This window comes from Chryseobacterium sp. OV279, from assembly GCF_900128945.1.
GTDB lineage: Bacteria > Bacteroidota > Bacteroidia > Flavobacteriales > Weeksellaceae > Chryseobacterium.
In genome coordinates this window covers 836419-857165 of sequence record NZ_FQUD01000004.1, presented here as the reverse complement: position 1 = coordinate 857165, position 20747 = coordinate 836419, and the positions used below count along the sequence as shown (strand labels likewise).

The 20747-nt window shown below is 37.4% G+C and carries 17 protein-coding genes; 10 read left to right on the top strand and 7 right to left on the bottom strand.

What is annotated here, in order from left to right:
• Positions 1-194: 194 nt before the first annotated feature.
• Entirely contained in the window at positions 195-2567 is a 2373-nt protein-coding gene (locus BUA72_RS20955) for an outer membrane beta-barrel protein (RefSeq protein ID WP_072924952.1), read from the bottom strand.
• Positions 2568-2706: 139 nt separating this feature from the next.
• Between BUA72_RS20955 and BUA72_RS20950 the strand changes: the two genes are divergently transcribed.
• The 4 genes from BUA72_RS20950 to BUA72_RS20935 all read left to right on the top strand — a co-directional run bounded on the left by BUA72_RS20950 (position 2707) and on the right by BUA72_RS20935 (position 5574).
• On the top strand, positions 2707-4023 hold the full coding sequence (locus tag BUA72_RS20950; protein ID WP_047454436.1) for a sensor histidine kinase: 1317 nt from the start codon (positions 2707-2709) through the stop codon (positions 4021-4023).
• Positions 4013-4696, top strand: coding sequence for a response regulator transcription factor (locus BUA72_RS20945; protein ID WP_072924950.1), 684 nt, complete (start codon positions 4013-4015; stop codon positions 4694-4696). Before BUA72_RS20950 ends, BUA72_RS20945 begins: the two co-directional genes overlap by 11 nt.
• 112 nt (positions 4697-4808) lie before the next feature.
• Entirely contained in the window at positions 4809-5153 is a 345-nt protein-coding gene (locus BUA72_RS20940) for a hypothetical protein (protein WP_072924949.1), read from the top strand.
• A gap of 283 nt (positions 5154-5436) precedes the next feature.
• A complete protein-coding gene (locus BUA72_RS20935; RefSeq protein ID WP_072924947.1) occupies positions 5437-5574 on the top strand; it encodes a multidrug transporter in 138 nt (45 codons plus the stop codon).
• A 79-nt stretch (positions 5575-5653) separates the two neighbouring features.
• Here BUA72_RS20935 and BUA72_RS20930 read toward each other — a convergent pair whose 3' ends face one another.
• Positions 5654-5836, bottom strand: a complete 183-nt coding sequence (locus BUA72_RS20930) for a hypothetical protein (RefSeq protein ID WP_072924946.1) — start codon at positions 5834-5836, stop codon at positions 5654-5656.
• 47 nt (positions 5837-5883) lie between these two features.
• Here BUA72_RS20930 and BUA72_RS20925 point away from each other — a divergent pair, with 47 nt between their 5' ends.
• Positions 5884-6096, top strand: a complete 213-nt coding sequence (locus tag BUA72_RS20925) for a hypothetical protein (RefSeq protein WP_072924944.1) — start codon at positions 5884-5886, stop codon at positions 6094-6096.
• 197 nt (positions 6097-6293) lie between these two features.
• Here BUA72_RS20925 and BUA72_RS20920 read toward each other — a convergent pair whose 3' ends face one another.
• The 4 genes from BUA72_RS20920 to BUA72_RS20905 all read right to left on the bottom strand — a co-directional run bounded on the left by BUA72_RS20920 (position 6294) and on the right by BUA72_RS20905 (position 11594).
• The gene (locus BUA72_RS20920) at positions 6294-7121 is read right to left on the bottom strand and encodes an endonuclease/exonuclease/phosphatase family protein (protein ID WP_072924943.1); all 828 of its coding nucleotides are present in this window, start codon (positions 7119-7121) and stop codon (positions 6294-6296) included.
• Positions 7122-7391: 270 nt separating this feature from the next.
• Positions 7392-9590: a M1 family metallopeptidase gene (locus tag BUA72_RS20915; RefSeq protein ID WP_072924941.1), complete on the bottom strand. Its 2199-nt coding sequence runs from the start codon at positions 9588-9590 to the stop codon at positions 7392-7394.
• A 300-nt stretch (positions 9591-9890) separates the two neighbouring features.
• Positions 9891-10772, bottom strand: coding sequence for an SDR family oxidoreductase (locus BUA72_RS20910; protein WP_072924939.1), 882 nt, complete (start codon positions 10770-10772; stop codon positions 9891-9893).
• A gap of 411 nt (positions 10773-11183) precedes the next feature.
• The gene (locus BUA72_RS20905; RefSeq protein WP_072924938.1) at positions 11184-11594 is read right to left on the bottom strand and encodes a DUF1573 domain-containing protein; all 411 of its coding nucleotides are present in this window, start codon (positions 11592-11594) and stop codon (positions 11184-11186) included.
• A gap of 172 nt (positions 11595-11766) precedes the next feature.
• Between BUA72_RS20905 and BUA72_RS20900 the strand changes: the two genes are divergently transcribed.
• The 3 genes from BUA72_RS20900 to BUA72_RS20890 all read left to right on the top strand — a co-directional run bounded on the left by BUA72_RS20900 (position 11767) and on the right by BUA72_RS20890 (position 16319).
• Positions 11767-13014: a sensor histidine kinase gene (locus tag BUA72_RS20900; protein ID WP_072924936.1), complete on the top strand. Its 1248-nt coding sequence runs from the start codon at positions 11767-11769 to the stop codon at positions 13012-13014.
• Between the two features lie 17 nt (positions 13015-13031).
• Complete coding sequence (locus tag BUA72_RS20895) at positions 13032-13715, top strand: response regulator transcription factor (RefSeq protein ID WP_072924935.1); 684 nt, start codon at positions 13032-13034, stop codon at positions 13713-13715.
• A gap of 306 nt (positions 13716-14021) precedes the next feature.
• Positions 14022-16319 (top strand): GH92 family glycosyl hydrolase, encoded by a 2298-nt coding sequence (locus BUA72_RS20890; RefSeq protein ID WP_072924933.1) that lies wholly within the window; start codon positions 14022-14024, stop codon positions 16317-16319.
• A gap of 190 nt (positions 16320-16509) precedes the next feature.
• Here BUA72_RS20890 and BUA72_RS20885 read toward each other — a convergent pair whose 3' ends face one another.
• Positions 16510-17847: a dihydroorotase gene (locus tag BUA72_RS20885; protein ID WP_072924932.1), complete on the bottom strand. Its 1338-nt coding sequence runs from the start codon at positions 17845-17847 to the stop codon at positions 16510-16512.
• Between the two features lie 222 nt (positions 17848-18069).
• On the opposite strand from BUA72_RS20885, the gene BUA72_RS20880 reads away from it, so the two are divergent.
• Together BUA72_RS20880 and BUA72_RS20875 are read left to right on the top strand one after the other, a co-directional pair.
• Positions 18070-19524: a lipopolysaccharide biosynthesis protein gene (locus BUA72_RS20880; RefSeq protein ID WP_072924930.1), complete on the top strand. Its 1455-nt coding sequence runs from the start codon at positions 18070-18072 to the stop codon at positions 19522-19524.
• Between the two features lie 155 nt (positions 19525-19679).
• Positions 19680-20696 (top strand): sugar phosphate nucleotidyltransferase, encoded by a 1017-nt coding sequence (locus tag BUA72_RS20875; protein WP_034725838.1) that lies wholly within the window; start codon positions 19680-19682, stop codon positions 20694-20696.
• The last annotated feature ends 51 nt before the right edge of the window (positions 20697-20747 follow it).

Genomic DNA, 20747 nt, shown 5'->3' with positions numbered 1-20747 from the left:
TTCAGACATCGTCATACTCATCACTTGCGTCAACAAAACATTGATTTACAACAACTTGATCTTTATTTAATCTTTCCGGACTGACAGATTTCAAAATTCGAATTTCATAACTCAAAACTCATCATTTATAAATCAAAAAATACTCCCAAACCCTAAAACACTCCGACTCTCCCACCCCGTAACAAGAAAGCCGATCACAATCTATCCTGTTCATCAGTCTTCTTAATCGTTTTAGCATTTTTCACCGCCTGGTTCCCAAAATTGAATTTCAGTGAAAGCGTAAACCCCTGCGTGTCTCCGTAATCCAGAAAGTAATTATCCTGATTGGCATATTTTGTACTGATCTTCTGCCCCATGGTTCTGAAAATATCATTGACGATAAATGAGGCTTCCAGTTTTTTATTAAAGAATTTACGGTTCATCACGAAATAAGCAGACCATGCGCTGGAGATCGTGAAAGTTCCCTGTATTCCAGGTGAGTAGTATTTGTGACCCACCTCCATTTTCCAGTCATTGCTTTTATCCAAAGTAACGGCAGTGGAAACATTCGATACCCAGTTCCATACTTTATTTTTATACAGGAGATCATCCGTTCCTTTGAAATAATTTTCGTTGTGTTCAAGATTTTCAGAAAGGATAAGCGTCCACCAGGGTTTGATCTGGAAACTTTTGTACAGACTTGCTCCAAAAGCCTGTCCTTTTTCAATATTAGTGAAATAGTAAATCAGGCTGTTCGTGCTTGGTTCCTGATACGAAATTTCCATAGACGGATAAATTTCTTTCCGGTAGTACATATCCAGATTCCAGCCTTTCCACGAATACGTAAGATTCAGGTTATGAATGATGGTGGCTTTCAGTTTCGGATCTCCCTGATAATAGGAAAATAAATTATAATATGACTTCGCCGGATTCAGCCATGAATAAGACGGTCTGTTGATTCTTTTTCCATAAGAGAACCCGAACTCATGCTTACTTTCGGTAGTATATTGGGCGTAAAATGTGGGGAAAAGATTCCAGTAATTGTTTTTATTTCGTTCATAAGGTTCGGAAACGACACCTTCCAGATCTGTCATTTCTGCACGGAGCCCTCCTTTAAAATTCCACTTTCCAAGATTATAAGCCAGTGAAGAATAGACGGCGAAATTATGTTCTTTATAATCAAACAGACTGCTTTTCTCCGGGCGCAGTTGCATGATTCCGTTTTCGTTATCTGAAAAATCCAGTCCGCTGGTTGTTTTCACAAAACTATATTTCATTCCGGATTCCACTTCCAACTTTTTATCTTTCCACTGATAATCTGCTTGTGTTGAATACAACTTAACATCAGCTTTATTCCGGGTAAAGAAATTATCATCCCTAGGCGTCTCACCAGCAAAATCAAGATGAGTAAGCACGTTCTGGTATTTATCCACATTGTTTACGGTAAAATAACTGATCCACGAAAGACTGCTTTTTTTGTTCAGTTTACGGTCTATCTGAAAGCTCAGTGAATTATTGATTGTTCTGGACTGATGATCATTAATCGTTGTATAATTAGACTCAGCCATATCCTGATTGTTGTAGATCAGCGTAGGCACTACATAAGTGCCAAAAGATTTCGGGCTGAAGTATCCTGAGTAATTCAGACTCATATTCGTCAGGCTGTCAATTTCATATTCCGCATTGAAGTTGAGGGTATTCTGTGCATTATTTTTATCTTTCCGGTTCATGGTACTCACCCATCTGGTCTGGCTTTCCTGGTAATTGACAAAATCAGTTCCCTCCCGGTAATAGGTTCCAAAACCTCTGTAATAGCTCCCCATTAATGAAAGTTTATCTTTTTTATAATATTGGGAGATTCCTGCCACTCCTTTTGCATATTGGGTCTGAACATATTTTGAGGAAACAATCCCACGGTAGCCTTCAATCTTATTTTTCTTCATGACGATATTCAGCACTGCACTGCCTGAGGCTTCATATTTTGCAGGCGGATTGGTAATCACTTCTACCGATTTGATTTCATCGCCCTGGGTATTTTCAAGAAAATTTTTGAGCTCATCTCCGGTCAGCATAACTTTTTTGTCATTGATGGTCACCAAAATCCCTGTACCTCCTTTGATGGCGATCACATCATTATTGATCGTTACATTGGGTGTTTTCTTTAAGATTTCCCATGCGTTAAGTGAAGAGACATTACTGTTTTCCACATTGAACTCCAAGCGGTCTACTTTTCTGGTGACTACCGGTTTCTGCTTGGTCATTACGACGGCTTCTATTTCCTGGGTTTCTTTGTTAAGGATGATTTTTAAAAATTCATTCTCTTTTTGCAGATCCACTATTTTTTCAAACGGAGCATAATCTGTTTTTTTGACGGCTATTTTTATGGAATCACCCGAGATCCCTCCTACACTGAAATAACCGTTTTGATCAGTTTTCAGTGTTTTGATCAATTCATTTTTTAAATTATAAACGGTGATATCCGCGGAAGATATTTTGCTACTCCCGGTATCCGTCACTGAACCTTTAATAATCTTCGTCTGGGCCGACAGTATTATTGGAAACAGCAGTAAAAGAAAAACTTTATACATAATTGATTCTGAAAAGCATGGATGTGACTCTGCTTTCCGGTTCAAAATTCAGTATTTACATAGAGAATTTCGGTTAATGGAAGGTTAATGATGGGTTAATGCCGGCAAGGGGAAGCCTAAAGTTTTTATCTTTGTTTCAATGATCACCAAAAGCAAAAATCTTATTGCTCTTTTCGCTGCCCTGTTCCTGCTTCTGCTTGGGATACAGGCTTATTTTATGTACAAGACGTATCAGGTAAAGGAACGGGAGATTTACAGAGATGTTCATGCAAGACTTACCAACTATACCGACAGACTGGAAGATCTGGGTGGTATCAAAAACAGAACAGATGATACTATTCAGAAGATCTTAATCCGATATCATGATAAAAAGATCAGTAAAAAAGATTTTCTGGAGTACTTTCAAAAAAACAGAAAGGAAAATGAAAAGCATCTCAGCGACTACGTAGATGCCAGTTTTAAAAAAGAAGGCTATAAAATCGCTACCAAAACAGAATATATTTCCATTATTTATATTCCTGACAGCACGAGCCTGATTGATCAGCCGATTACCCTGTATGAAACCCGAAATAAAGTTTCCAATCCTAAAATTTCCAATACAGGTAAATGGGAAACTACATCAAGATCCACGACTAATGATGACACTCCCGGCAGAAATGACTCTTTTATTCTGAAAAGCAATACCGGTTTCGAGATTTTAAACATCAAAACCATCATATTTAAAGAGCTTGCCCTGCTCACCATATGCTGTGCTGCCATCCTTGCCAGTGTACTCTTACTTTATATTTTCACCGTTAAAAATCTAGCCCGCCAGCAGAAACAGGTAGAAGTTCTCCACACCGTTGTGGATAATATTTCTCATGAATTTAAAACGCCGATCGCTACTTTAAAAATAGCCTCAAAAACTTTAAAAAAAGAATGGAATCCTGAAACACTGCCCCTCATCGACCGGCAGATCAACCGTCTGGAAAATCTGATGATTCAGCTCCACAAAGACGAAACTTCTGAGGAAACCCTTTCCATACAACCGGAAGACTGGAGTTTTTTTGTGCAGGATCTCGCCTTCACTTATCCTGAAATCAATTTTGATTTGTCCAATAAAATAACAGAAGAGCTTCCTTTTGACCAGCATCTTATGGAAACCGTCATCAAAAATCTTTGTGAAAACAGTGTAAAATACGGAGCTTCCGATGTGAAAATCAATATTAATAATTCTCCTCAAACCCTCAAAATAGAGATCAGCGACAATGGCTGCGGCATTGAGAAAAAGGAACTTGCCCACATTTTTGAAAAATTCTACAGAATCCAGGCTAATAATATTCACAACACCAAAGGATTGGGACTGGGGCTTTATTTTGTGAAAAAGATCGTCACGAAATACGGTGGCAGCATAGAAGTTTCCAGCCTTTCTAAAACCGAAACGACCTTTAAAATATCTGTTCCTTATGAAAACTAGGATCCTTTTAGCCGAAGACGACCCGGATTTCGGGATGATCCTGAAACAGTATCTGGAACTGGAGGATTTTGAAGTGACGTGGTTTCAGAATCCGGAAGACGTTGTTAGTCTTTTAAGCACTGATTTCCCTTTTCACATTGGAATTCTGGACATTATGATGCCTTCCATTGATGGTTTTTCTTTAGCTAAAATGATTTTAAAGGAGAAAAATAATTTCCCCCTGCTTTTCCTCACGGCCAAAAATCAGAAAATAGACCGCCTGATGGGCCTGAAGATCGGAGCAGACGATTATATTGCCAAACCCTGCGATCCGGAAGAGCTGGTATTGAGGATTAAAAATATCCTTAAAAGAACCCAGCCAAACACCCCGGCACAGATCAAAATCGGGGATTATTATTTCGACACAGAAAAACTGTTACTTTCCCATCCTGAAGGCAATGTACGCCTTACGATCAGGGAGCGGGAACTTCTTCTATATCTTCTGAAATACAACGGTACCATGATCAAAAGGGATGATATTCTGGATAACCTTTGGGAAACGAACGATTATTTCACAGGAAGAAGCCTTGATGTATTTATCAGCCGTCTGCGAAAATATTTCATGAATGATCCCCAAATAAAAATCCAATCCCTGAGAGGAATTGGATTTGAAGTTGATTTTCCGTTAAATTGATCTGAAATCAAGTCAGGAAGTTTGAAGTTTGAAGCTGGAAGTTATCGAGGTAAGAAGGTAGAATTACGCGCGGCTTTATTTATCTTTATATTTAAAAAATAATATTAACAATATGTCAGTAGAATTAATATCTCAATTTTTAACCAAGTATCATCGAGCTAATTTGGTTTCTTTTAATAATTACATGGAGATGATAAAATCTAAATCACAGTTAACTAAAGAAGAATTGGAAAAACTTATAATTGATTCAAAGTATAGTCTACAAGGTGATTTTAACTCTAATCTTTATAAAATTGCTGAAGAAATAAATTTTGATTTAGATATAGAAATCACGCATCCTTTCATAAAAGATTTGCAAGTTAAGTTAATCGATTTACTAACAATTATGTCTATTCATTCGACAAACAAAGTAATGCTTGAATGGTTTGACAATGAGACAAAGAAATTTATTTATTAGACTTTTCTATTAATTTAGTTAAGGCTTCAATATATTCATTTGATGAAGTATATAAAATTGTAAATATTTGCCTAAACCCTTACATCCTATTACAAGGTTTAACCTTTCAACTATCTTTACGATTCCTTTTAAGAAATCATCTTATTATGAATCTTTAATATTGATAATATATGGGCATTAATAATGCTCCTTAATTAGAGCTTTAATTATTTATTTTTGTTGTTATTTTATTAAGTTATATGATTAATATTTGTATTTTTATCTAAACTAAAATCATAAAACTATGGCAAAGATCAGAGACGCAGGAACAGGTAAGTATGTAACAGAAGAATATGGTAAGAAACATCCTAAAACAACTGTTAAGGAAACTGACAAGTCGGCACCTAAAAAATCTCCACCTAAGACTCCAAAAAAGAAGTAATTTCAATTCTTTTACGTAAACACAACCTATTGGTATTCTATGGAGTCCTAAATATTTACCTGTTGATAAGTTAGTTAAGTTAATTCAATTGGTTTGCTAATACTATAAATGAATCTGTTTCTTTTATAATAAATCCAGCTTGTAAAACTGTAAAACTTTCATCAGCAAATATTCCGTTCATTTCTTCTGTATGCAATTCATCAGGAATAGAATATACATCTTCCCACTCAATGTATGTAGGTGAATATTTTTTTATTATCATAATATAATTTTTAAATATTTTAAAGTATAATTATAAACTCTTTAACTATGGATTTACAAACAATTGCTATGGATTCTTATCAGAGTTCAATGATTATGGCTATTAAGCTAAATGCATTAATAGCCAGTTTGACAGATGAACAAAAAGTTATCTATCAAGATAGCATAAATGAACAAATTGCTGAAATAACAAAAAAATTAGAAAACAAAATGAACACAGAAGAAGTTCTTGAAATATTAAGATCAATGAACAAAATGTGATTTCCCAATTAATGAATTAATAAAAAAGAGAACTCAATCCAAGTTCTCTTTTATTTTTGTTAATTTAGTTTGGTGTATTGTTGGCACACTTGCCATATCTTTTAAGGTAACTGATAAAAATAACTTTCCAATATCAACTTTCCATCCTCCCTCTTCCAAACTTAACCTTATTATCTATTCCTAACGACCTCTGCTAATTAATAGAAAAGCTCTGCCAATACCGGAAAATGATCCGATGGATACAGCAGGTTTTCTCTTCTGTCATTGATATGTCTCTGGGACTTTATTTTAAAACCTTTCACGAAAATATAATCAATTCTGTCTTTTGGAACCTCATTGACATTGAAACCTGTGAACGTTCCTTTGGGTCCGTAAGGTTTAGTCTGTGAATGATAAAAGCTGTCATCCAGATTCTTCGAAAGGATTTTTATAGGCTCGGAATCTTCCGTTAAATTAAAGTCTCCGGTTAAAGTGACCGGAAGATTTTTAGGATTCATCTCTTTAATTTTTTTCAGAATAAGTTCGGAGGATTTCACTCTTGCTACATTTCCGATGTGATCAAAATGAAGATTCATGGCCAGGAATTCTTTTTTTGATCTTTTATCTTTAAAGACGGCATAGGTACAGATTCTGTTAAGCGCAGCATCCCATCCTCTGGAAGGCGTTTCCGGTGTTTCCGAAAGCCAGAATGTTCCGGATTTTAAGACCTGGAGTCTGTTCGTATCATAAAAAATAGCTGAAAATTCTCCTTTTTCTTTTCCGTCATCTCTTCCTACACCTACATATTCGTAATTCTTAAGGCTTGCTTTTATATCTTTCATCTGTTCGGGAAGTGCTTCCTGAACACCGAAATAATCGGGATGATAATAATTTAATAAATCCACAGCATCCTGTTTTCTTTCTGTCCAGGCATTTTCCTTATCTGAAGTCACCTGCAGCCTGATATTGAAACTCATCACTTTAAGATCCTGCGAAAATCCCAATGCAAAAAACAGCAGGGATAAGATTGAAAATCTGAAATTCATAGTCCTATTTTTAAATTACAATAACAAAAATAGAACATCTTTCTGAGAGTTGATGGAGGTTTGTGTTAATTTTTGGGAAGTGATGAATGATGAGTTACAGGTTATAAATGATGAGTTTTGACTTTTGTGATAGAGGACACTGAGTTGGGGAATTTCACATTTCACTTGCGCAGCAAAATTGACCATTCACGTCTATTCCTCTTCATTACTCATAAAAAAACCTGAACTTCAAATGAAGTTCAGGCCTCTCAATAGGAATAAGCTATGTTTTTAGTCTTTCGTAAATTTATATTCTCTTCCGCCCTGCTTAAAGGCAACGTCTTTTTTATCTTTACTGAAAACAAGTGTTATTTCACCTTCTTCAAAAGTAAACTGATTATTTCCTGCATAATCAATTGGAAATTCCTGCTGGTCACCAATTTTAGTATAAATCTGTCCATTTTTATCTGACAAAACCAACTTAACCGATGTTCCTTTCATAGAATAAGTTCCTGTAAAATCTTTTGCATTGATCTTTTCAACAGGTTTTGCCTGTGCTGAAGTCCATACGTTGTTTTTTGCATTCACATCAGGAATCATAGAATCCGGATCCAGCATCACCTCATCAATTTCTTTAGTTGAGTTTACTTTAAGCAACCATTCCGTGTTACGTTTCCAAACCTCAACCGGAATTTTCATGATCTGTTTGGTCCCGTCTTTGAATTTCACCTGAACCGTCGTTGGCATCGGCAGCTGGCCAAGGTTTTCAACAATGATCTGGGCTCCGTTCTTAAAGTCGCCATTCACATATTTCACGTCTTTTACAGACTGATCGATTTTCCATTTATTGATGAACCACCCTCTCCAGAACCAGTTTAGTTCTTCTCCTGAAACATTTTCCATCGTATGGAAGAAATCCCATGGTGTAGGATGTTTGAAAGCCCATCTGTCGATATACGTTTTAAAAGCTTTGTCAAATTTCTCAGGACCTAAAATGGTTTCTCTTAAAATCTGCAGTCCCATTCCCGGCTTGTAGTAAGCCAAAGCTCCAATGCTTCTTTCCTTCATATTATCAGGTCCTACCATGATCGGCTCAAGATTATCTCCCATCATAAAACCTCCGGCTCTCGCAATATTTTTCTTGCTATAGTATTCTCCGTTGTTAAAAGCCTTTGTGGATAACTCGTTGATAAAGGTATTGAAGCCTTCATCCATCCAGGCAAACAGTCTTTCATTCGAACCTACGATCATTGGAAACCAGTTGTGCCCGAACTCATGATCTGTAACTCCCCAAAGATCTTCCCCTGCAGAATCCATATGACAAAATACAATTCCCGGATATTCCATTCCGCCTTCGTTTCCTGCTACATTGGTTGCTGCCGGATAAGTGTATTCGTACCATTTCTGAGAATAATGCTCAATGGCTGCCTTTGTATATTCTGTAGATCTTCCCCACGCTTTTTCGCCTGCACTTTCTGCCGGATAGGCTGATATAGCTACAGATTTTTTACCGCTTGGAAGGTTTATTTTTGCAGCATCCAGAATAAATGCCGGTGATGAAGCCCATGCAAAATCACGGGTCTGATCTATTTTAAATTTCCATGTTTTGGTCCCTGAAGCCTGGTTTTTCCCAATCTCAGATTCCGGCCGGATCATTACTGTTTTATCACTGTTTCTGGCTTGTTCCCAACGGTTATTTTCTTCTTTGCTGTAAACCTCTTTATAGTTTAAAAGCTCGCCGGATGCTACCACATAATGATTGGTAGGCACTGTAATATTCGCAGAAATATGCCCGTATTCCAGATAAAACTCTGATGCTCCAACGTAAGGAAGCGTGTTCCAGCCCATCACATCATCGTATACACACATTCTCGGATACCATTGAGCGATGGTAAATACTTTCCCGTTTTTCGTCTTCTGAACACCCATTCTGTCGGATCCGTATTCAGGAGAAACAAAGGTATACTCGATTTTAATTTTAGCAACACCGCCTTTAGATTTCAGTTCTTTGGGAAGATCAATCTGCATTCTGGTATCCGTAATCGTGTATTTTACGTCTTTCCCATCCAGCTTTACCGATTTAATTTTATAACCGCCTTCCAGTTCTTCGCCGTGAGCTCCGTTTCTGCTTCCTGATGGAGGAACAACTGCATTTCCACGGGAATCTTTTGCAAATAAATTCTGATCAAGCTGCAGCCATAGGAAACCCAGTTGGTCCGGACTGTTGTTGGTATAAGTGATATCAGCCGTTCCGGTGATTTCATTTTTCGCTTCGTTAAGGCTTACATTCAGATCATAATCTGCTGAATTCTGCCAGTACGCATGTCCCGGCTGTCCACTTGCAGAACGGGTTTCTGTACCTGTCTGAGGATAAAAGAAGGGTTTGAATGCCTCTACATAACTGTATTTCGGTGTTTCCTGTGCTAAAGCAGATCCTGAAAAAAGGAATAGGGCCGCTGCTGCCACAAGGCCTGGAAGTTTATAATTCATTGGGTATAATTTATACTGTTCCTATGATAAGTTATAAAAAAACCCGGAATCGTTACAAGTCCGGGCTATTTTTATAAAAATTTTAATGAATTGAAGTTCTAAGTGGGTTTGAGAGTCAGAGTTGTTTGAGTGTTTCGAGAGATGCATATTTGAATCGTGTCTCATGTCTAAAATCTCATATTTACCAAAAAACCATCATTCACTTACGAAGTAAAATTGACGATTAACGTTTCTCTTTAGAGTCTCAATATCTTCCCTCCTCCAGCTTCAGGCTTGCTGCCTTCTTCAACTAAAAATATTTTAATTTGTTTTTTTCGCTTTGATCATTGCTTCCAATGCATCCCACATTTCTTTTGGAATATCTTCAAGCATATTGAATTCTCCAGCTCCCTGAAGCCACTCGCCACCGTCTATAGTTACTACTTCTCCATTCATGTAGGCAGAATAATCTGAAACCAGATAAGCCGCCAGATTCGCAAGCTCCTGATGTTCTCCCACTCTTCTCAAAGGAACTTTTTTTCTCATGTCAAATTTTTCCTGAAGATCTCCCGGAAGCAATCTGTCCCAGGCTCCTTTCGTAGGGAAAGGTCCCGGTGCGATTGCATTGAAACGGATTCCGTATTTGGCCCACTCTACAGCCAAAGATCTGGTCATCGCCAGAACACCAGCTTTAGCACAGGCTGAAGGAACTACATAAGCAGATCCTGTCCACGCATAAGTAGTCACAATATTTAAAACAGTTCCAGGGCTTTTAGAATCGATCCAGTATTTTCCGATGGAAAGAGTACAGTTTTTTGTTCCTTTTAAAACAATATCTAAAATAGAATCAAAAGCCGAATGAGTCAGTCTCTCTGTAGGTGAGATAAAATTTCCGGCTGCATTATTTAACAGAATATCAATTCTTCCGAATTCTTTTAACACAGCTTCCTTCATCGCTTCCACCTCATCCCAGTTTCTCACATCACAGGCAACACACAGAACTTTTCCTCCGGTTTCCTCTTCCAGTTCTTTCGCAGTCCCCTGTAGTTTTTCCAGATTACGGGAAGTGATCACCACTTTGGCTCCCAGTTCCAGAAAATATTTGGTCATTGCTTTTCCCAGGCCGCTTCCGCCTCCTGTTACAATAGCAACTTTATCCTGTAATGCACCTTCGCGCAACATTGGCTGTGTATATAAATTCATATGATCTTATTTTTTCCTAAAAATACTAAATATTGAATTCATGCCCTTTAAAATAATGGGATAAATAATAATGTTATAAATAGTGATTCTCTTTTGCAGAGATAAAAACAATACCAGCGTTATAGAATTTGAGATAAAAAATAATTTCAAGCTGGAAAAAGTGAACAGGTGCAAAGGCTGGAGAAAATAGACTGTCTTTTTTTAAACGCAAAGTTTTACATTAACTACGAATAATATAAGGGTTGCAAAGGTGAATCGATCTCTGATCGATTTGATTAAGCGAATGGTTTATCCGTGTCAAGGTTTAGAACCTTGACACGGATTCCAATGCAATTTCTAAAAATAAAAAACAACCCCGTAACGGATTACAGGGTTGCTGGATTTATTATGACTGTCTGTTATAAAAACTGATTATGCAACTACCACTCCTTTGAATGAAAGAGTTTTAGGTGTTTTGCTTTCGCTTGTAGTCACATTTACTGTTTTCATGAATGAACCAGCCGCTGCTGCGTTGTAGCTAGCTTCTACAAATCCTTTTTTCCCCGGAAGAATAGGCGTTTTAGTGTAGTCTGCAGTTGTACATCCACAAGATGGAGCTACATTTTCAATAACGATTGGTTTTGAAGAGGTATTTGTAAATTCGAATCTGATTGTTTTTGGTTTTCCCTGAGGAATATTTCCTACGTCTATAGATTCTGATTTCCATTTAATGGCATCTGCAACTGTTCTTACGATAGAAACTGTTTCACCAGGAAATACGTTCGCGTAAAACGGAGAGAAAGCAAGTACTGCTAAAAGCGCTGAGATTTGTAATTTTTTCATGAGTATATATTTAATAGTTAATAAAAAATCAAAAGAATCGGTTATTATTTTTTGATATAGCAAATATAGAGCGGATCATTCATACAACTTGTTAATCACTATCAAACATTTGTTAACGAGTTGTTAATGATCAAAGATAAATAGATATTTTTGGATAATATTGCTTCAGGAAATGAAAATCAAAAAACTCAATATTATTATAACGCTGGGATTCATTGCTATTATTGGGATTTTAATAGCACAGCTTCTCTGGACCCGGCAGGCTTATAATCTTGAAGATAAAAAATTCAACCAGAAAGTAAATATTGCCTTAATGGAAGTGGCCGAAAAATTATCCGGTGGAAAAACTTCTTTCACTGAAAATCCGGTACAGATTATTGCCAACGATTATTATGTAGTTAATACAAATAATGAATTTCATCCTGTCGTTCTGGAACACTATCTGAAAACAGAATTCACCCGTTTCCAGGTGAACACAGATTACGTATATGCCTTATATAATTGTCACAGCGATAAAATGGTGTATGGAAAGTATATGTCGAAAAATCAGGAAAGCCCCAGTGATAAGGTGATTAATTTTCCAAAGCATAAAAATCTGATCTATTATTTTTCCATCCGTTTTCCCGATAAAACCACTTATCTTATCAGTTCATTAAGATTTTGGTATGTGCTTACTTTTGCCCTTATTATCATTCTTCTGGTTTATGTCTATTCTATCTACACTATTATTCAGCAAAAAAAATTCTCAGAACTGCAGCGCGACTTCATCAATAATATGACCCACGAGTTTAAAACGCCCCTTTCTTCCATCCTTCTGGCTTCGGAATCGCTCAACAAGCAGAATATTGTACAGGAAAATCCAAAACTACAAACCTACACGTCCATCATTATCAATCAAAGCTACAAGCTTAATAATCATATTGAAAAAATACTGAATATCGCTAAAAACGACACCTCCGGACTGTCATTAAAACCTCAGAAAATCATACTGCTTCCGTTTATTCAGGAAATTGCTGACACCATTCAGCAGAATAATGAAAATATGTCGATCGATATAGACATCGAAAACAGTTTCTCCGTCATGGCAGATGAATTTCACTTTACGAATATCATTTACAACATTTTGGACAATTCCGTAAAGTACTGTGAAAACAATCCTCAGATCGCCATTTCAGCCTATAAAGATCCAAAAGGTTTATATTTAAAGTTTAAAGACAACGGAATGGGAATCCCTGTTAAAAATATTCCTCATATTTTTGACAAATTTTACAGGGTAAATACCAGAAAGAGTGAAGAAGTCAATGGCTTTGGATTGGGATTATTTTATGTAAAAAAAATCGTCCAGCAGCACAACTGGAAAATTTCAGTTGAAAATAATGCTGATAAAGGAATTACCACGACACTCTTTTTCCCGTCTTAAATTTAATCATGGTACGTATGGAGAAATCTAAAATTTTATATGCAGAAGATGACGAAACGATAGCCTTCCTGATTCAGGACAGCCTGGAAAGTTATTATGACATCAACTGTTACCCGGATGGAAAATCTGCACTTGATGCATTCAACAGCCAGAGTTTTGACATCTGTCTGCTGGATATTATGATGCCGGGACTCAACGGATTTGAACTGGCAGAGCACATCCGCAATAAAAATTCAGACATTCCTATTATTTTCATTTCTGCAAAAACTTTAAAAGAAGACAGAATCAAAGGGCTGAAAATCGGGGCCGATGATTATCTGGTAAAACCTTTCAGCATCGAAGAACTGATCCTTAAAATCGAAGTTTTCCTTAAACGCACCAAGAAAACCAATCCATCCCCGGCACAATATAAAGTCGGGAAATATGATTTTGACCCCAAGAATTATACGCTGCGGGATCCTGAAAACAGCATCACGCTTACCCAAAGAGAATCTGAACTGCTTCTATATTTTATCCGCCACAAGAATATTGTTGTCAAAAGACAGGACATTCTGAAAGCGATCTGGGGAGACGATGACTATTTTATGGGACGAAGTCTGGATGTATTTATTTCCCGCCTGCGAAAAGTACTGGCGGATGAGCAGACTATTTTAATTGAAAATCTGCACGGAATAGGCTTTCGTTTTTCTGAAAAAAAATAAATGAGGATTAAAAAGATTGGAAGATGGAAGATGGAGGATGGAAGTTACTATACGGGTAAGTATTTGCCAATTCATTTTAAATCTATTGAAGTAGGTTTAAAAAAATTAATAAAAATACCTTTTATTTCTATCTGTGGACTTCAATAACTTCCCTCTTCGAGCTTCTGGCTTCCTTACCTGATAATAACAACGGGAATATTTTATCCCAAACTCAGGTTAAAACAGATCCTGGAATTTCTAAATTACAACGATAACACATTATTCTTTGATTTTTAATTAATTTTAAACTTTGAAAATGAATCTTTAATGAAAAATCACGGAACTACTGTTTTTCTATTCCTTTTATTTTTTGGGTTGCATCTTAAAGCCCAAAAATTTGAGAGATTAATACAATACGTCAATCCATTAATCGGGACCGAAAAGATGGGGCACACCTATCCCGGAGCCACCGTTCCTTTCGGAGCTGTACAGCTGAGCCCGGAAACGGACACTATTTCTTATGAACTCAATGGCAAATACAACGGCGAGGTTTATAAATACTGCGCAGGTTACCGCTATGAAGACAAGACCATCGTAGGCTTCAGCTCAACACACTTCAGCGGAACAGGACATTCTGACCTTGGAGACTTCCTGATAATGCCAACTGTTGGTAAACTGCAACTTAATCCGGGAACTGCATCAAATCCTGAAAACGGCTACAGAAGCAGATTTTCCCATGAAAATGAAAAAGCAGAAGCCGGATATTATAAAGTTAAGCTTGATGATCACAATATTCTAGCAGAACTGACGGCTTCCACAAGAACCGGAGTTCACCGTTATACCTTTCCAAAGTCTGATCAGTCCCATATTATTTTAGATCTGACGGCAGGAATTTATAATTACGAAGGTAAAAATGTATGGACCTACGTTCGGGTAGAAAACGACGGAACAGTGACCGGTTATCGCCAGACCAATGGCTGGGCTAGAACCAGAACGGTTTATTTCGCGATGAAATTCTCAAAACCTTTTAAATCTTACGGACAGAAAAATTTTGACGGACCTCAGGTATACAGAGGATTCTGGAGAAAATTTGATCAGAATAAAAACTTTCCCGAGATCGCGGGCAAAAACCTGAAAATGTATTTTGATTTTGATACTCAGGAAAATGAAGCGGTTGAAGTAAAGCTAGCCATTTCTCCGGTAAGCAAGACCAATGCACTGGAAAATCTTGAAAAAGAAACAGGAAGTCTATCTTTTGACCAAATCAAAGCAAAAGCCCAGGAAAACTGGAATAAAGAACTGAATAAAATCGTCATCAAAGGTTCTGAGACTGAAAAGACAAATTTCTATACCGCGATGTATCATACGTTCATCAGCCCTACTACGTATATGGATATCAATGGAGAGTATAAAGGTCTGGATCAGAATATCCACAAAGCGGAAGGTTTTACCAATTATACAACGTTCTCCATCTGGGATACGTACCGGGCCCTTCACCCATTCTTTAATATCATCCAGCCAAAACGAAATAATGATATGGTTAAATCGATGATGGCCCATTATGATCAGTTTTCCATGAAAATGCTTCCGATATGGTCGCATTATGCCAACGACAACTGGTGTATGAGCGGTTATCACAGTGTAAGTGTAGCCGCAGATGCTGTGATCAAAGGAAACTACAACGGTGATCCTAAAGAAGTATTGAAAGCGTGTATCGCAACGGCCAACAAAAGAGATTATGAAGGTATTGGATATTATATCGATATGGGCTATATCCCAGCCGAAAAAAACGGAACTTCTGTTTCCAATACGTTGGAATATGCTTATGACGACTGGGCGATTGCTCAGCTGGCCAAACATTTAGGCGAAACAGAAATCTATAATCAGTTTATCAAACGTTCTGAAAACTGGAAAAATAATTTTGATCCAAAAGCCGGATTTATGCGTCCCAGATTAGCAGACGGAAGTTTCAAAAAAGATTTTGATGTTCTAAGCACCCACGGACAGGGTTTCATCGAAGGAAATTCCTGGAACTACAGCTTTTTTGTCCCTCAAAATCCTGATGGTTTAATGCAGATGATGGGCGGAAAGAAAAAATTCGCTTCAAAACTGGACGAACTTTTCACCATGCATCTTCCCGATGAATTCTTCGCCGATACAGAAGATATTACCCGCGAAGGAATTATCGGTGGCTATGTTCACGGAAACGAACCGGCTCACCATGTTGCTTACTTCTACAACTGGGCAGGACAGCCATGGAAAACCCAGACTCAGATCCGCCGTATTTTAGAAATGCAGTATAAAGCAACACCGGATGGCCTTGGAGGAAATGACGATGCTGGACAAATGAGTGCATGGTATATTTTAAGCTCGCTTGGATTTTATCCGGTAGCTCCGGGTTCTGAAGATTACTCCATTGGAAGTCCGGCCGTGGATCATGCGGTTTTGAATCTTGAAAACGGAAAGACTTTTGAAATTGAAGCCATCAATCAAAGTCCGAAGAATGTATATGTGGAAAAGATTCTTCTGAATGGGAAAGAGATTAAGAATTTTATCCTAAAACATTCCGAGATTACAGCGGGTGGAAAACTTACTTTTTATATGAGTGCAAAGGCGAAGAAATAGTTTTTCTAAACACAAATAATCTACACAAATATCCACAATCATCTGTGTGCATCTGAGAAATCTGTGTTCAAAAAAATACAACTCAAAATTTTCTCAGATAAGGATTCTACTTCGAATCCTGAATTAATAGAAAATAAAAGGGCAAATAGTTTTATTTGCCCTTTTTATTATTTTGATTTTTGTCTTAGCACTAATCTCTTAATTCAAAAAGAAGTCTTTCCCCGAACTTTTCTTCTGCGATATTTCCATTATCATAAACCAAATGTCCATTGACAAAAGTCTGGGTTACTTTAGAATGTAAATTCATTCCTTCCAGAGGGCTCCAACCGCATTTGTACAGAAGATTATCTTTAGCTACCGTCCAGTCCGCATTCACATCCACCAAAACAAGATCTGCCTTGTAGCCTTCTCTTACAAAACCTCTTTTCTCAACCCTGAAAAGAATGGCCGGATTGTGACACATCTTTTCAACGATCTTTTCCAAAGAAATTTTTCCTTGATGATAATTTTCCAGCATCACCAGTAGTGAATGCTGTACCAAAGGAGCACCGGAAGGGCATTTTGTATACACATTCTGTTTTTCTTCAGCAGTGTGTGGCGCATGATCTGTTGCTATGACATCAATCCTGTCATCCAGAAGCGCTTCCCAAAGGGCATCTTTGTCTTTCTGAGTTTTTACAGCAGGATTCCATTTGATCAGAGAACCTTTGGTTTCATAGTCGTCATTCGTAAATGTCAGGTGATGAACACATACTTCAGCGGTAATTTTTTTATCTTTTAATGGAATATCATTTCTGAAAAGTTCCATTTCTTTAGCCGTTGAAAGGTGAAAAACGTGAAGTCTCGCTCCTGTTTTCTCTGCCAGTTCAATTGCTTTTGAAGATGATTTATAGCAAGCTTCTTCGCTTCTTATCAGGTGATGAAATTTCACAGGAATATCCTCTCCATATTCGTCAAGGTATTTTTGTGTATTGGCTCTGATCGTAGCTTCATCTTCACAGTGAACGGCAATCAGCATTTTTGTGCTGCTGAAAATATTCTCCAGCGTTTCCGGATTATCAACCAGCATATTTCCGGTAGAAGAGCCTAAAAATAATTTTATTCCCGGAACATTTCTCGGATTGGTCTTTAAAACTTCTTCAAGATTATCATTGGTTCCGCCCATCATAAAACCATAGTTGGCATATGCTTTCTGAGAACCTATCTCGTATTTATCCGCTAATAATTCCTGAGTAACGGCATTAGGAACCGTATTCGGCTGATCGATGAAACTTGTAATTCCACCTGCGACGGCAGCTCTGGATTCTGTTTCAATATCTCCTTTGTGCGTCAGTCCCGGGTCTCTGAAATGCACCTGATCGTCTATGACACCAGGCAGAAGGTATTTTCCGGAACCGTCAATGATCTGATCTGCCTCTTCTGAAATTGAGGAATCTATTCTGGAGATCAGGTCATTTTCTATTAAGACATCGCCTTCGAAGATCTTACCTTCGTTCACGATCTTTACATTTTTGATTAGGGTCTTCATTTTTACTTTAGAAATTAGATGTTTGATATTAGATATTAGAAGTTAGATGTCAGAAAATTTTTAAGCTAAAAATTATAAGTGCTTGAGAAAACTGCAATCACTAATTTCTAACTTCTAATATCTAACATCTATAAAAAGCAAAATTAAGGTTTATGAATGAATTTCGAGTTCGCTCATTAAAATCAGTTTCTAAATATTTACATTTGCATAAAATTTTCGAGTTTGTATAAGAAGTTATTCGGTCAGACCGCCGTATATGGGCTTAGTTCAGTATTAGTCCGTATTTTCCCGTTCATCATTGCACCTATTGTGACAAAGGCTTTCGGGCCCGCGGCTTCATCGCCCTTTGTAGACTGGTACTCCATCGCAGGAGTAATTACGGTTTTCCTTACCCACGGTATGGAAACCTCTTTTTTCAGGTTTGCACAGGAAGAAAGCATTGATAAGAAAACATTGATTTCAACATGTTCGGTAAGTATTATCAGCATTGCCCTGATCTATCTGGGCTTAGGCTATGTCTTCAGAAACGAACTCGCCATAGCTTTTGAAACTCCGGACCAGGTCAACTATCTTGTCATCTTTTTATTCATCCTTTCTCTGGATGCATTTTCTACCATTCCTTCCGCTATATTAAGGCTGCAGGGGAAAGCTTTCAAATATATGTTTTCCAAGGTGGCTGGATCTGTCGTTTACTTTTTGCTGGTTATATTCTTTATCAGATGGCTTCCAAAACATCCGGAAGGAATTTTCGGTTTAAAATATGATCCTCAGTTGGGGGTTGGTTATGTATTTATCGCCAATTTAGTGCAGAGTATCATCACACTTCTTATCGTAGGAAAGGAATTCTTTAGCTTTAGTCTTTCCAAATTTGATTTTAAATTATGGAAAAGAATCATGAATTATTCGTGGCCGGTAATGATTGCAGGACTGGCAGGAATCGTGAACCAAACCTTGGACAGACAGTTTTTGAAATATCTCCTTCCTCCGGATGAAGCACGCCATCAGATCGGAGTATACGGAGCGGTTTATAAAATCGCGACTTTTATCACGGTTTTCCGACAGGCTTATCAGCTGGGTATAGAACCTTATTTCTTTTCAAGTTTTAAAAATAAAGATTCACATAAAACGTACGCTGTACTGATGGATGTATTTGTCATCTGCAGCTGTATTATTTATATGGGACTGATGGTGAATCTTCAGTGGATCTCAGAAAAATACCTGAGTAACCCGCTCTATTATGAAGGGATTGAAATTATCCCGTTTGTAATGCTGGGCGCGCTGTTCCTGGGAATTTATCTCAATCTTTCCATATGGTATAAATTATCTGATCAAACCAGAGTCGGTTTATATATTTCAGTGATAGGTGCATGTATTACCGTTTTCATTAACTTCTTCTTTATCCCGGAATATGGATACTGGGCAAGTGCCATGGCCGCATTGATCACCTTTATGTCTATGATGGTCATATCATACATCTGGGGACAGAAACAGTACCCGATTCATTACAATACCGGAAAAATTGCACTCTATCTGGTCTTTACCATTACGTGTTCTCTGGTATCCTTCTATTTTTTCAGAACCAATTACTTTGTAGGAAATTTATTTTTGCTTCTTTTCATTGGCCTCGTAGCCTATAAAGAGAAGGGTATCGTATCCAAAATACTAAAAAAGTCTTAGGGTATGGCCTCTAATTTGATACTATTGAGTTCTTTAAAAAAAATTAAACAGCAGTTTGCAAAGATGATAAATATTACGATCAGCAATGATTTAAATTATTACCTTTAGCCGTACCAAAATAAAAACTAACAAATAAAAACATTGTCATATAGTCTATGAAAATAATTGTTCCTATGGCTGGACGCGGTTCCAGATTACGTCCACATACTCTGACCGTTCCTAAACCTCTTATTCCTATTGCAGGAAAACCTATCGTACAGAGACTGGTAGAAGATATTGCTAAAGTAGCAGGTGAAAAAATTGAAGAAGTAGCATTTATCATTGGAGATTTCGGACCGGAGATTGAAAAATCTTTACTTCTGATAGCCGAAAAACTGGGAGCAAAAGGCAGTATCTATTACCAGAACGATCCGCTGGGTACCGCACACGCTATCAAATGTGCTGAAGACTCTATGCAGGGAGATGTGGTGATTGCTTTTGCAGATACGCTTTTCCGTGCAGATTTCCAGCTGGATAAAAATTCGGATGGAGTAATCTGGGTGAAAAGTGTGGAAGATCCGTCTGCTTTCGGAGTGGTAAAATTAGACAACTATGGTTTCATTACAGACTTCGTGGAAAAACCGCAGACCTTTGTATCAGACCTTGCCATCATCGGGATTTATTATTTCAACAGTGCTGAAAAACTGATGAATGAAATCAATTATATTATGGACAATAATATAAAAAATGGTGGCGAATATCAGCTGACAACTGCTCTGGAGAATCTTAGAGCAAAAGGAGCAAAATTCACCTTAGGAAAAGTAAACGACTGGATGGACTGCGGAAACAAAAATGCTACCGTAGAAACCAACAGCAAAATCCTTGCGTACGAAATAGAAGAAATGAATAATTATCCTGCATCAGCAGTTATCGAAAATTCATTGATTATCCAGCCGTGTTTTATTGGTGAAAACGTAAAGATCTCCAATTCAAAGGTAGGTCCCGGCGTTTCATTAGGAAACAATACAATCATCGTGAATTCCAATATTGAAAACTCTCTGATTCAGGAGAACACAAGAATTAATCACGGAAACCTTTCCAACTCCATGATTGGAAATTCTGCACAATACTTTGGAGTGGCCAGAGAAATCTCATTAGGCGACTACTCGGTTTTAGATTTTTTATCTAAATAAGATCAGAAATAATTAATATAAAACAAGATACATCCAGACCACACAACATTT